Origin of the sequence: Myxosarcina sp. GI1 (genome assembly GCF_000756305.1) — a bacterium.
Taxonomy (GTDB): Bacteria; Cyanobacteriota; Cyanobacteriia; order Cyanobacteriales; family Xenococcaceae; genus Myxosarcina.
Genome location: NZ_JRFE01000024.1, coordinates 466,449 through 479,896 on the forward strand (window position 1 = coordinate 466,449; position 13,448 = coordinate 479,896).

General features: G+C 38.2%; 10 protein-coding genes. 7 read left to right on the forward strand and 3 right to left on the reverse strand.

The annotated features are described in order from the left end of the window. Positions 1 to 34 precede the first annotated feature (34 nt). The 3 genes from treY (at position 35) to KV40_RS19405 (ending at position 3,729) form a co-directional block, all read left to right on the forward strand. Positions 35 to 2,800 (forward strand): malto-oligosyltrehalose synthase, encoded by a 2,766-nt coding sequence (gene treY, locus KV40_RS19395; RefSeq protein ID WP_036484905.1) that lies wholly within the window; start codon positions 35 to 37, stop codon positions 2,798 to 2,800. Positions 2,801 to 2,809: 9 nt separating this feature from the next. After that, entirely contained in the window at positions 2,810 to 3,268 is a 459-nt protein-coding gene (locus tag KV40_RS19400) for a hypothetical protein (RefSeq protein WP_036484906.1), read from the forward strand. A 146-nt stretch (positions 3,269 to 3,414) separates the two neighbouring features. Further along, positions 3,415 to 3,729 (forward strand): cupin domain-containing protein, encoded by a 315-nt coding sequence (locus KV40_RS19405; protein ID WP_036484908.1) that lies wholly within the window; start codon positions 3,415 to 3,417, stop codon positions 3,727 to 3,729. Between the two features lie 25 nt (positions 3,730 to 3,754). Here the strand turns inward: KV40_RS19405 and KV40_RS19410 are convergent, their stop codons facing one another. Both KV40_RS19410 and KV40_RS19415 read right to left on the reverse strand, forming a co-directional pair. After that, positions 3,755 to 6,220: an alpha/beta hydrolase gene (locus tag KV40_RS19410; RefSeq protein WP_036484912.1), complete on the reverse strand. Its 2,466-nt coding sequence runs from the start codon at positions 6,218 to 6,220 to the stop codon at positions 3,755 to 3,757. 72 nt (positions 6,221 to 6,292) lie between these two features. Further along, positions 6,293 to 8,107 carry a mechanosensitive ion channel family protein gene (locus KV40_RS19415; RefSeq protein WP_052055774.1) on the reverse strand — a complete coding sequence of 605 codons (1,815 nt, stop codon included), beginning with the start codon at positions 8,105 to 8,107 and terminating at the stop codon, positions 6,293 to 6,295. Between the two features lie 210 nt (positions 8,108 to 8,317). Here KV40_RS19415 and KV40_RS19420 point away from each other — a divergent pair, with 210 nt between their 5' ends. After that, the gene (locus KV40_RS19420) at positions 8,318 to 9,760 is read left to right on the forward strand and encodes a bifunctional orotidine-5'-phosphate decarboxylase/orotate phosphoribosyltransferase (RefSeq protein ID WP_036484915.1); all 1,443 of its coding nucleotides are present in this window, start codon (positions 8,318 to 8,320) and stop codon (positions 9,758 to 9,760) included. A gap of 135 nt (positions 9,761 to 9,895) precedes the next feature. On the opposite strand, the gene KV40_RS32340 is transcribed toward KV40_RS19420, so the two are convergent. Beyond that, a complete protein-coding gene (locus KV40_RS32340) occupies positions 9,896 to 10,201 on the reverse strand; it encodes a YrhB domain-containing protein (RefSeq protein WP_052055775.1) in 306 nt (101 codons plus the stop codon). Positions 10,202 to 10,445: 244 nt separating this feature from the next. Between KV40_RS32340 and KV40_RS19430 the strand changes: the two genes are divergently transcribed. From KV40_RS19430 to KV40_RS19440, 3 genes are all read left to right on the forward strand, one after another. Continuing rightward, entirely contained in the window at positions 10,446 to 11,378 is a 933-nt protein-coding gene (locus KV40_RS19430) for a VOC family protein (protein WP_052055776.1), read from the forward strand. Between the two features lie 48 nt (positions 11,379 to 11,426). Continuing rightward, positions 11,427 to 12,389 carry a cation diffusion facilitator family transporter gene (locus tag KV40_RS19435; protein ID WP_052055777.1) on the forward strand — a complete coding sequence of 321 codons (963 nt, stop codon included), beginning with the start codon at positions 11,427 to 11,429 and terminating at the stop codon, positions 12,387 to 12,389. Positions 12,390 to 12,687: 298 nt separating this feature from the next. Next, positions 12,688 to 13,448: hypothetical protein (locus tag KV40_RS19440; RefSeq protein WP_036484918.1), on the forward strand; the 761-nt coding region annotated here is incomplete at its 3' end.

The window sequence follows — 13,448 nt, forward strand, 5'->3', positions numbered from 1 at the left end:
TTTACTTTTTACTTTTAATTTTTTATGTAAAACTATGCGTATCCCAACAGCTACCTATAGAATTCAATTTCATTCCGAATTTAACTTCGATCGCGCCAGAGAAATTATTAACTATCTAGCAGATTTAGGCATTAGCGATCTTTATGCTTCGCCTATATTTAAAGCCAGAAAGGGAAGTACACACGGCTATGATGTTGTCGATCCAACGCTAATTAATCCTGAATTAGGAACCGAAGAAGACTTCAACCAGTTAATAAAAAAACTTCAATCTTATCAAATGGGATGGTTGCAAGATATCGTTCCCAATCATATGGCTTACGACAGTCAAAATTCATGGCTGCTCGATATTTTAGAAAACGGTAAAGATTCAGATTTTTTTAATTTTTTCGATATTCATTGGAATCAACCCTATGAAGAAATGCAGGGACGAGTTCTCGCTCCCATGCTAGGAGATTTTTATGGTAACTGTTTGGAGAGAGGTGAAATAAAACTCAATTACGACCAGTCGGGTTTATGGATTAGTTATTACGATCTTAAGTTGCCAGTAAAAATTGATTCTTATTTGACTTTTCTCGGTTACGAACTTGGTAAATTGACTAAAAAAATTGGTCGCCAACATCCAGATTTTATTAAAATACTAGGCATTTTATATTTAATCAAAAGTATTCCCGAAGAAACCAAAGGTAAAGAACGTTTAGATCGCATCAATTTTGTCAAAGGTTTGATCTGGGAAATCTATATGCAGAATCCTGATGTTGAGGAGTTTATTAATAGCAATGTAGAAAAATTTAATGGTGAAGAAGGAGAGCCTGAAAGTTTTAATTTATTAGATAGAATACTTTGCGAGCAATTTTATCGTTTGTCTTTTTGGAAAGTTGGCGCAGAAGAAATTAACTATCGCCGCTTCTTTACGGTTAATGAATTAATTTCGGTTAAAGTCGAAGAACAAAAAGTATTTAAGAAGACTCACGAACTAATTAGTAAACTAGTTGCTGAAAATAAAATTACTGGCGTTCGCATCGATCATATCGACGGCTTATATAATCCCAGTGAATATTTGACCAGACTGAGAGAAGAACTAGAAGATGTTTATATTACAGTTGAAAAGATTCTCGAACTAAGCGAAGATTTACCGCAACACTGGCAAATTCAGGGAACTAGCGGTTATGAATTTCTCAACTATGTAAACGGTATACTATGCTGTCAGGAAAACGAAGGTGAATTTAGCCAGATTTATACTCGTTTTACTGGTTTGAATGCTAAATATGACGATCTGGTTTACGACAAAAAAGCTTTGATTCTAGAGAAAAACTTAGCTGGCGATCTCGATAATTTAGCACAAATTTTAAAAAGAGTTTCTACTCATACTAGAGAAGGTAGTGACTTTACTATTTATGGTTTAAAACGGGCTTTATTTGAGGTGTTAGTGCTATTACCAGTTTATCGGACATATATAACCAGTGAGGGCATTAGCGAAGTAGACAAAAAATATATCAAAGAAACCATAAAAGCCGCAAAGAAAAAAGCTCCTTTATTAATTAATGAAATCGACTTTATTCAAAAATTATTGTTACTAGAAATAGAAGATTTTCGTAGCGAAAGTCAAAGAGAAGAATGGCTGCATTTTGTCATGCGATCGCAACAGCTAACGGGTCCTTTGATGGCAAAAGGGGTTGAAGATACTTTACTCTATGTTTATAATCGCTTACTGTCACTAAATGAGGTAGGAGGAAACCCCAGTCATTTTGGTATTTCTTTAGATTTATTCCATCAATTCAATCAAAATAAAGTCCAGCATTGGCTGCATGGAATGAATGCTACCGCTACCCACGATACAAAGCGGGGAGAAGACGTTAGAGCTAGATTAAACGTTCTTTCGGAAGTTCCCCAGGCTTGGGAAACACAGGTCAATCAGTGGCGCGAACTCAACCAGGCTTATAAAAAAGACGGTATACCCGATGCCAATGACGAGTATTTATTCTATCAAACCTTACTAGGTACATTTCCTTTTGCTAAAGAAGAACTAAGCGACTTTCCTCAGAGAATTAAAGACTATATTCTCAAAGCAGTAAGAGAAGCCAAAATACATACGGCTTGGTTGCGTCCCGATGAAGAATACGAACAGGCATTTTTTAATTTTATCGATCGCGTTTTAGACCGCAGCAAGTCTAAAAACTTCTGGGATAAGTTTTTACCATTTCAAGAAAAAATTGCCGAATATGGAATTTACAATTCCCTTTCTCAAGTATTAGTTAAAAATACCGCTCCTGGTGTCCCCGATCTGTATCAAGGTGCAGAATTATGGGAATTAAGCTTAGTCGATCCCGATAATCGTCGTCCTGTAAACTATCAACAACGATCCGATCTATTAGCTGAAATTAAACAGCAAAAAGATAAAAATATTCTAGACTTATGTCAAAAATTAATTGCAACTAAAGCTGATGGCAAAATCAAGCTGTTTCTTACCTACCAACTATTACAAACTAGAAAAGAACATTCAGAAATTTTTCAAAATGGCAACTATGTACCTTTAGAAGTTACGGGTAAATATCGCAATCATATTATTGCTTTTGCCAGAAATCATGAAGGAAGAACTATTATTGCAGTTGCACCGCGCTTTTTAACCAGCGTAATTAAACCAGAACAGCTTCCCCTTGGTGTAGATGTTTGGGAAGATACCAGTATCAATCTATCTTATAAAAATTGGTATAACGCGATCGACGGACAGTCAATAAGTAAAGAAAATCCTTTAGTTGGAGATATTTTAAATAACTTCCCCGTTGGTTTGTTAATTGGATAAAAGCAATTAATGAGTGTAACCTTTCACTATTTTTTTAATCATCCAAAGTCAATATCAGAATTAGCTCAAGATATTAATTCAATCTTAGGCTGTAATCTAAAATCTCCCAAAGATAAAAAAGATTATATGTTTTGTAGGTTTATGGGAGCAAATTTTTATTTTGGCGATAGCTTTGGTTTTGAAAACGATGGCGATCTTGACTTTGAAAATTATCAATACAATATAAGCATTAAAGTTTTTGCTCCCGACTTCGATTTGCTTTGTGTATGCAATAGTTTACTGGCAATAATAGCCTGTGTGTTGTTTATTAGGCTGAAGGTCACAGAAGGTATGCTCGTACACGAACTGCAAACACTTGTAGCAAGATATAAATACTTTCCCAATCGCGGTACGATCGATTTAGTAAGTAGAAAAGTAGTTGAATATCCCGAACATTTTATCGAGTTAGAACAACGTATCGTATCATAGAAAAACAGAATTTAGCAAAAGTAATAAAAGTAAACCTAATAGAGATATTAGAAGTATCATTAAAACTACATTATTCACATCATAATAGACAATAGCGATCGCAATATTAAAGCAATACAACAAAAAAATTATTGCAGCTCAATTACATGGCAAATATTTTCGATCTACCGACACAATTACCACCAGAAGAACTATTTCAGACTTTATTTAATAACAAAAATATTTTAATTGAAAGAATTGTTTCTACGGGACAGACTACTCTACCAGGAGAATGGTACGACCAAGAGCGAGACGAGTGGGTAATTTTAATTCAAGGAGAAGCTAAGATAAGCTTTCAAAATGATTTATGTTTTAACCTCGATCGCGGTGACTACTTATATATTCCCGCTCATCAAAAACATCGTGTAGAGTATACGAGTGCTTATCCTGCTTGTATCTGGCTGGCTATACATTTTAAGTAATTAATTGTGGCTGTTCGAGCGATCGCTACCGCCGATTTTGGCAATAATCTAGATCGGCAATAGCTCGATTGTAATAGTCCCCCAACCAACGGTCGAAAACTTGTTCTTTGGTAGCGCGATCGCGGATAAAAGTATTAACCCAGTAACGCCAGCGCTCGTCACCAGCAGGTAAGATTAGTCCATAATACTCGCAGGTAAGAGGATATTCGGGTATGGTTTGATAGTTGTTTCTCTTCAAACCCTGGCGGTCTATTTCGCCTGTCAGTAAAACTATATCGCTAACAAAAGCGTCTATATCGCCATTTTTGACGGCTTGAATTCCTTTGCTTCTGCCATCATTACTTTCATAAGTAAATATTTCTGCATCGGGATAATTTCGTTCTACAAACTTTTGGGTAGTAGTCCCTTGTAAAACACCAAGCTTAATACCCTCAAGCGGATTTTCAAGATCGAGTTTAGTTGCGTTATTGCCATTGACTAAAAAACGGGTTCCACTACTAAAGAAAGGATCGGAGAAAACTACTTCTTTATTGTTAACTATAGAATTAGGACCGCATTCTAAATGAACTGTCTCTTGTTTTACCAGTTCAAATCTATTGGCTAAAGAAGATGGTACTTTAATTACTTTGATGGGTTTAGCTGTGTTCAGTTCTTGGCTCAGGCGATCGCCAAAGGCAGTAGCTAAATCGGCACAATAACCAGCCCAGCGATCGCGCTCGATATAGCCAAAAGGAGCAGCGTCAGTTCTCATAGCAACTTTAAGCATGCCCGTTCGGGCAATTTCTGCTAAAACGTCGCGATTTTGTAAAGGTTCTACCGTTGCTAAAGGTTGAGGTATGGGTGATGTTGGAGGAGTTTTACCGTAGGCAGATGCTATTTGTTCTGGAGTTAGAGATTGAATCAAATACAGTGGCAACTCTCGATTACTAATTTTCTTAGCATATGCGGCGGTAAGATAAGATCGAGCTTGGAAAACTTGGCGAACATGAGCTTCAAAAAAAGCCAGACTTAAAGCCTTGAGATACTTTCTACCTAAATCGGGACGAAAACCTTTCAAAAAATCGTTAATTCCTGCAATATTTTCTTCGTTAATAGTAGAAAAATGACTGCCATTGACTATAGTTGCCAAATATTTATCGGCAGTTGTCAACCATAAAAAAGGATGTGCCTGTTCTTCAACAAATGGCGAGACAAAATCTTTCGTTCCGCCTATAAACAAAGTGGGAATATTGATGCGTTGAATACTTTCTGGTCCCAATACCGAGCTAGTTACGGGATTGAGAGCGATCGCGGCTTTTATTCGAGAATCTTGTAAATTGTAGTTTCCTGGCGGTAAATTACTGGCGCGACACTGCAAGAATAGAGAAATATTAAGAGTAAAACGTTCCTGCTGACAAATCTTGTGTAGTCTAGCTAAATTAAGCGGTGCGCCAGCCGTTAGTAGAGCAGTAGTGCCACCGAAAGAATGTCCGATAATTCCAATTTGCTGCCAGTCGATCCGTCGTTGGAAGTCGGCAGATTGTTCCAGTTTATTCAGTAGATGAGTTATATCTCGCGGACGACTATAAAATTCAATGGGACTAATATCTACCCCTACTTCACCTTGTAAGTATGCTTCTTTATACTTGCCGCTACTACCGCTGTGTTCGGGAATGACAACTATATAACCGTAAGATGCTAAATGTTTGGCTAGATAGGCAAAATCAGAACGCTCGGAACCCAAACCGTGAGCTATAATCGCTAAGGGTGCAGCCTGCTTTAATCCTATTGGTAGATAAATATCTGCATTTAGATCGTAAGCACCAGCAAAACCAGTAGCAGTTTGACGCAGATCGTCAACCGAAAAATTTATTTCGCGCTGCCTGACTTGGTATTTTCCTGGCTGAAGTAAATCTGGTAAATTGTTGAAATTTAGCTTTTTTTGAGATGTTATTTCCGTTTTTGCCTGTTTGGCGATCGCTTTTAAAATTGCATCTTTGTACTGAAAAAAGTTTTCTGTTTCTTTGATTAGAGAAAAAATTATCTCAGTGTTTAGCTGCATTTCTTCTGTGGGAAAATGCCGTAAAAAATTAATTGTTGTCAAGCCTTCAGGTTCTGAAGCAGCTAAGATTAAAGCAGAGCGAATGGCAAAAATACCGTTTTCCTGGGGATGAGTATAAATTATGCTTCCCAACCGTCTGAGAAAGTCTTCACCCATAGGCATATTAGTTAATCGATAAACAGTTACAGGATCGACAGCAAAATTTGTTTGCAAAATTTGGCGTAACCGCCGAACGGTTTTGCGATCTAAACGGTCGGTATAATAAGCAAACTCTGGTGTAATCGTTCCTTTTCGGGCAAAAACTGCCAGATCGTCTATTGAAACCTGAAATTCTCCTAAAATAGACAGGGAAAAAGTAATTTTATTAGCTGCGCTTACCGATTGAGGTTTAAATATAGCAATCCCGTAGCTAGCCAGGGCGATCGCTAATACTAGTTTGAATATTTTCATCGTTGGTAGTTTTAATCGAGAGCGAACAAAAGCTAATTACTAGTAAGTAGATGACTTTACAAGGAACGTCCCCTACTCGCTACCCGATAAATTGTCTCGTTCGCCAAGAGGTGCGCCGTAGTTGACCCACTGCGGTCTACCAATTACAATATCGTGTTTTTCAAAAGCTCGACGAACTCGCAGACGATACTCTCGACCAACCAGCCACTGTTGCAGAGGCACAGTCTTAAACCAAACTCTAACTTTCATTCCTGTATGAGACAGGCTTTCTATACCCAAAATTTCGGGAGATTCGAGAATTTTATCTTGCCATTCGGGATTTTGGTACATTTCTCGCGCTATTGCTTCTAGAATTTTTAAAACTAGATCGGGATCGTTTTCGTATGCCACTTCGATAGTAAAATCAACTCGCGACCAAAGACGGGTTAAATTTCTCACTTCAGCGATCGCACTATTGGGAATTGTAATTAGCTGTCCTTCAGAATTACGCAGTTGGGTTAAACGAAGATTAAATTCTTCGACAAAACCATCCATGCCATTAATAATAATTACATCTCCTACGGCAAAGCGATCTTCTAATAAAATCAAGCAGCCATTAACCACATCTTTTACTAAGTTTTGCGTCCCAAAAGAAATAGCCAAACCGATTACAGCACCTCCTGCCAAAATCGAACTGGCAGAAATATTAAACAATGCCAAAGTTAAAACAATTCCTAAAGTGACATAAACAAAGGTCATAAACCCTTTCAAAGCTGTAGCAATAGTTGTCAAACGCAGCGATTTGCGCTGTGATTCTCCAAAGGATAGATAGGGATTATCTTTCCAAGCATCGATCGAGCGTCGAATAAAAGTTTTACTAATCTCTAGTAATAAGCTGACTGAAAACCAAATTGCCAGTAACTCCAATGGTTGGGACAGAATAGTTTCGCTCCAGCGCATCAAGATCGGTAACCGAGTAGTAATGGCATAAACCCCCCCATACCAAGTCAAAATAAATAGCCAGACTGATAGCCAACGCAGGGATCTATAAATACCCAAACTTTGCTGCAAATAAGTTTGCCGACCAAAAATATTTAGCCCGTTAATTTCATTGGCAGTAGAGGTTATAGTTTCCTTTGAGCTAGTATCGTGAGCAATTTCTGTCTGTATTTTTACCGTTGCCGATTTAGAAGCTTCTATTCCTGCTTCATATTGCAACTGTAACTTAGTCTGTCGGCGACCGAGCCACCAATAGATCGAGCTTAATACAGTACTAGTGAAGATAATCAGCAGTAGAATCGCGATCGCCTGTTTGAGGCGATGACGAATAACTTCAGCAGAATACAAATATTCAATCTCACTAATCTTTTGCTGTAGAATATCTCGCCATTCTTTAACAATTTGTTCGGGGTTTTGACTGTAAAAATCGACATCTGTTTGAGTCACTGTAGCAATAGTCAGAGGACGAGAATTTTCACCGTATTTAATTTGAACTATATAACGATTGTTTAGGGTAGAAGTAATTACTTGCGCCGAAACAGATGTTTTTTGTGCTAGTTCGGGACGAAATATTTTAGTGACTATATCACCTTTGATTCTTCTAACTGTCAGCCAAAGCAGTGCCTCGATGTTTCTGGCTCGAATCTCTACAGGAAGGCTATTTGGTTCGAGATTACCGCGATCGATTACTGTAGGAGCGGCAATTTGAAATAGTTCTTGTTTATTGAGAGGAGATTTGACCCAGGTTACTTCAATACTGCCGTATCTTATGACCTCTAAAGGAGGTAAATTGTTGCGGTTATTCGCCTCAGATAGAGATATCTGTCCCCAAATTTTAGCTTGCCAACCAACTATTAGAAAGCAGACGAAGATAATGGTCAAACAAAAGCGAACCCAGGACTTAAACATAATCAAGTTATATTTAATTTCCTTGATAACCGATCGCGATCGTTACTGGCAAACTATTGCCTACTATTAAATTTTGGGCGATCGCCTAGCTAGTTCTATACTTGATACTTAAATACGAGAAATTAATCAAAGTATCTGACTCGAACGAAGTGTAGCTTACTCGACTGAGAATTGCTATATATACTAATTATGTCCGAGTAACAAATAAACATGAATTTTGTCGATAAGCTCAATAATGCGATCGCAGCTAATAATAGTTTGTTAGTTGTAGGACTAGATCCCAATCTTGAAATGATGCCCGATCGGGATACAGAAGCTAAGAAAGATTTAATCGATCGCTTGGAAGCCTGGTTAAAATGGGTCATTAGCGAAACTAGCGATCGCGTCTGTGCTTACAAACCCACCCTTGGCTTCTATCAGGCATTAGGAGTAGAAGGAGCAATTTTACTAGAGCATGTACTGGCTGCTATTCCCGCAGAAATACCAGTAATTTTAGATGCTAAACACGGAGACATTAATACCAGTACGGTGTTTGCCAGCACTATTTTCAAACAGTGGCAGGTAGATGCGGTTACTCTAACTCCCTTTGCAGGACAAGATCATGCAGCACCCTTTCTAGTTTATTCAGACAAAGCAGTTTTTATACTCTGCCATACTTCCAACCCTGGCGCAGAAGCCATACAAGAGTATCCCACTCAAGACGGACTTTTTTATCTCCACTTAGTCAAAGAAACTCAAGCCTGGGCTACTTCACAACAGTTGTGTTTAGAAGTAGGTACGACCGATACCGATACACTAACCCAGATTCGTGAGATCGCTTCAGAAAGATTAATTTTAATTAGAAGTCTTTGGAGTGCCAAAGATAATTTAGCAGCAATTCTTACTGCTGGTTTAAATTCAAATGGAGAAGGTTTATTAATTCCCGTACCGCAAGACTTTTTATCGAGCCAAAATTTAAGTCAAAGAGTTTTAGATTTAAATATAGAAATAAATAACGTTCGAGAGCAAGTTATTTTTCAAGGAGATAGCTGCGAACTCTGGACATCTAACGTCTGTCTTTTAAATCAGCATCCCTATCAAGATTTAATTCTACAGCTATTCGATATTGGCTGCCTGTTATTCGGCGAATACGTGCAGGCTTCTGGTGCGACGTTTTCTTATTATATAGATTTGAGAAAAATAATTTCCAATCCGCGAATATTTAATCAGGTACTCGAAGCTTATGCCAATATCCTTAAAGATCTTAGCTTCGATCGCATTGCAGGTATTCCTTATGGTGCTTTACCAACTGCTACTGGTTTGGCTCTAAATCTACATCGTCCGATGATTTTTCCCCGTAAAGAAGTCAAGGCACACGGTACGCGCCGTTTGATTGAAGGAGAGTTTAATCCAGGAGAAAAAGTAGTAGTAGTCGATGATATTTTAATTAGCGGCAATAGCGTAATGGAAGGAGCAGAAAAACTTAAATCGGCAGGTTTGGAAATAGAGGATATCGTGGTTTTTATCGACCATGAAGGCGGAGTAAAAGCCAAACTAGCTCAAAATGGTTATCGCGCTCATTCTGTATTGGGTATCTCGGAAATTACTAACACTCTCTATGAGTCTGGTCGCATTAACTCCGAACAGTATGCAGCTTTTCAAGAAAATCATTAATTTAACTTCAGTTCGGGTTAAGAAAGTTAATAGATTAAGGTAGTTGTAAGCTATGAGCTATAAGCTTTTATCTCAGGTTATTTTATTGGCAAAACTTTAGCTTATTGCTGGGTTATTTAAAATTTAATTATTTACTTACTTTCCTTCAGGTGGGTGAATTGTGCCATATTTATCGTAATTTTCCAGGTAGTATTTAATATCACGAGCCGTTCCTGTTACAACTACGCGACCCGTTTCTTTTTCTATTAATATTGGTGCATTCCCAACTAGAGAATAATTAATGTCATTAGTCTCTAAATATTTCCTGGATTGATAAAAGAAAACATATAAGCGATCGCGTTCGAGGGTATTTTCATCTAAAATAACCGCCTCATAGTCTTTATCTCGCGCTTGGGAATTAAGATAGTTTCGTGCTATTTGCTTTGCTGCTCTTCGATCCATAACAAGTAATGGTTATTTGTAGCTTTACGGATTAATGCTAGGACGAGGACACAATGATAAATTTACCTTCTACTTTTTACTTTCTACTTTCTACTTTTTACTTAAAAACCAACAGTTTTCTGGGTATAACCATCGAACATACTACTATAAGACCTTTCTTTAGCTAGAGGTGCGATCGCGCCTTAAAATCTTAATTTAATAATATTTGTCTGTAAAATGTACTGTTAATTCAAGTTTAAGCAAAATGCCCGATATTAAATATATTGACATGACCGTCTCCGAAATGGAGCGTGCGATCGCCTTTTATTCTCAGGTATTATCTTTTGAAAAGCTATCTGATATCGAACTTTACGGTACGCAATGGGAAAGATTATTTGGATTATTTGGCTTGAGAATGCGTGTCGTAAAAATGCAGTTGGGCAATGAAGTTATTTCTTTGACTGAATATTTAACTCCCAAAGGCAGAAAAATTCCAGCAGATTTTCGCAGCAACGACCGCTCCTTTCAACACATTGCGATCGTAGTCAGCGATATGGATAAAGCCTATCAACATCTGCGTAAATACAAATTTCAACACGTTTCAACCGCTCCCCAGCAGCTACCCGATTGGAACCCCGATGTCGGTGGAGTCAAAGCCTTTTATTTTCAAGATCCCGACGGGCATAATTTAGAATTGATTCAATTTCCCTCAGACAAAATTGAGGAAAAATGGCAGCAAAAAGACCAAAGTAAGTTATTTTTAGGTATCGACCATACAGCAGTGGTGGTTGCCAATGCAGCAGCAAGTATAAAATTTTACTGCGAGCTTATAGGCTTGGAGTTGATGCAGCAAGCTCAAAATTACGGTACCGAACACGAGCACCTTAGCGGCGTGTTTGGAGTCAAAATTAGCATCAACAGTCTTAAAGCAAACAACGGCAACGGATTCGAAGTGTTAGAATATATCGCTCCTACCAATGGTAAACCAATGCCTTGTGACAGTTGCGCCAACGATCTCTGGCACTATCATACAACTATGAAAGTGTCTGACTTAGAAGCGATCGCCAGCAAATTAAGAGAGCGATCGGTTCGCTTCATTTCTCCTGGAGTCGTAAAACTTCCCAGCGACGAGTTAGGGTTTACTAAAGGTCTGGCGATCGCCGATTTAGACGGTCACGTTTTACATTTAGTTGAGTAAAAGTATGTTTACTCTATAAAAAACAACTTCCAACTTGCAAACAAATCTATGTCATCCACTTCAGCTAAAAAAACTATTTACGCGGCAATTACTGCTAACTTTGGCATTGCCATTATTAAATTTATCGCGGCATTTATTACTGGCAGTTCGGCAATGCTTTCTGAAGGCATTCATTCAATAGTGGATACTGGCAACGAATTACTGTTGCTGTTAGGTTTGCGTCTGAGTAAAAAACCACCTGATGATACTCATCCTTTTGGCTACGGACAAGAACTGTATTTTTGGACTTTAGTTGTAGCCTTATTTATTTTTGCCGTTGGCGGAGGAATGTCAATTTATGAAGGAGTCAACCATTTACTCGCTCCCGAACCTCTTACAGATCCCTTTTGGAACTATGTAGTTTTAGGTTTTGCTTTTGTCTTTGAAGGCTATTCTTGGAATGTTGCACTGCAAGAATTTTTGGCTAAAAAAGGAGATGAAGATATTTGGACGGCAGTTCGTGCTAGCAAAGATCCGACTATATTTACCATTTTATTTGAAGATTCTGCTGCTTTAGTAGGTTTGATTGTAGCTTTTTTGGGAGTGTTGTCTGGTCATTTATTAAACAATGTCTATTTAGATGGTGTTGCCTCGATCGCTATTGGTATTATTCTGGCAGGTGTAGCAATTTTACTAGCATATGAAAGTAAAGGATTGTTAATTGGCGAAGGTGCTGACGCTAAAACTGTAGCAGACATTCGTAGTTTGACTAAAGCCGATCCTGCCGTACGAAATGTTTTAAAAGTTTTGACGCTGCATTTTGGTCCAGAAGAGATTTTACTAAATTTAGAAATTCAATTTACCAAAAAACTTTCTACCGAGCAGCTAGCGATTGTAGTAGAACGGCTAGAAAAACAAATTAAAAGTAAGCATCCAGAAATTAAAAATATTTTTGTTGAAGCAAAGTCTATAGCTGCTAGCCGTTTAGCTCAAGTAAATCAAGAGCCAGAAAACTCATTGAACAAGACTTAGAGCAAAGAATATTTCTAAAAAACTAAAAAACGTACAGTTACAGTAATTCTATTTAATTTGAAAGATTATCTTTTAGCTAAAGGGAACCAACAATAAAGAATAGAATTTTTTTAGAATCGTTTACGATCGCTATTACAACCATTGATAGATTAGGGTCTAATATTCGTTACAAAACTTGACAAAGACTGAAAAGTTAGTTAGTATGTAAATGTGGATGAGGTCAAACAAATTATTTTTATCTCGTTTCCCATCTACAGAACCTTGAAAATTTAATACATAACGCAATAATTCACACAATATGACAACTACACTAAGAACTCGCGAAAATCGCAGTGCTTGGGAGAACTTTTGTCAGTGGGTAACCAGCACCAACAACCGCATTTATATCGGTTGGTTCGGTGTCCTAATGATCCCCACACTCCTAGCAGCAACCACCTGTTTCCTAATCGCCTTCGTCGCAGCACCGCCTGTAGACATCGACGGCATTAGAGAACCAGTAGCAGGTTCATTACTGTACGGTAACAATATCGTATCGGGAGCAGTAGTACCAAGCTCAAACGCAATTGGACTACACTTCTATCCCATCTGGGAAGCAGCCTCATTAGATGAGTGGCTGTACAACGGCGGACCTTATCAGCTAATCGTCTTCCACTTCCTAATCGGAGTCTTCTCCTACTTAGGACGTCAGTGGGAACTATCCTACAGACTAGGAATGCGTCCTTGGATCTGCGTAGCATATTCTGCACCAGTATCGGCTGCCACAGCAGTATTCCTAATCTATCCTTTAGGACAAGGAAGCTTTTCTGACGGAATGCCATTAGGTATTTCTGGTACGTTTAACTTCATGTTCGTGTTCCAAGCCGAACACAACATTCTGATGCACCCCTTCCACATGTTAGGTGTAGCAGGCGTATTCGGTGGAGCATTATTCTCTGCCATGCACGGTAGTTTGGTAACCTCTTCTTTGGTAAGAGAAACAACCGAAACCGAGTCACAGAACTACGGTTACAAATTCGGACAAGAAGAAGAAACCTACAACATCGTAGCCGCACACGGTTA

What these genes read in the sequence shown, in the direction of transcription:
- KV40_RS19420 (WP_036484915.1), top strand. Translation starts at nt 8,318, where the DNA reads ATGAATTTTGTCGATAAGCTCAATAATGCGATCGCAGCTAATAATAGT.
- treY (WP_036484905.1), top strand. Translation starts at nt 35, where the DNA reads ATGCGTATCCCAACAGCTACCTATAGAATTCAATTTCATTCCGAATTT.
- KV40_RS19400 (WP_036484906.1), top strand. Translation starts at nt 2,810, where the DNA reads ATGAGTGTAACCTTTCACTATTTTTTTAATCATCCAAAGTCAATATCA.
- KV40_RS19435 (WP_052055777.1), top strand. Translation starts at nt 11,427, where the DNA reads ATGTCATCCACTTCAGCTAAAAAAACTATTTACGCGGCAATTACTGCT.
- KV40_RS19410 (WP_036484912.1), bottom strand. Translation starts at nt 6,220, where the DNA reads ATGAAAATATTCAAACTAGTATTAGCGATCGCCCTGGCTAGCTACGGG.
- KV40_RS19430 (WP_052055776.1), top strand. Translation starts at nt 10,446, where the DNA reads ATGCCCGATATTAAATATATTGACATGACCGTCTCCGAAATGGAGCGT.
- KV40_RS32340 (WP_052055775.1), bottom strand. Translation starts at nt 10,201, where the DNA reads ATGGATCGAAGAGCAGCAAAGCAAATAGCACGAAACTATCTTAATTCC.
- KV40_RS19415 (WP_052055774.1), bottom strand. Translation starts at nt 8,107, where the DNA reads ATGTTTAAGTCCTGGGTTCGCTTTTGTTTGACCATTATCTTCGTCTGC.
- KV40_RS19405 (WP_036484908.1), top strand. Translation starts at nt 3,415, where the DNA reads ATGGCAAATATTTTCGATCTACCGACACAATTACCACCAGAAGAACTA.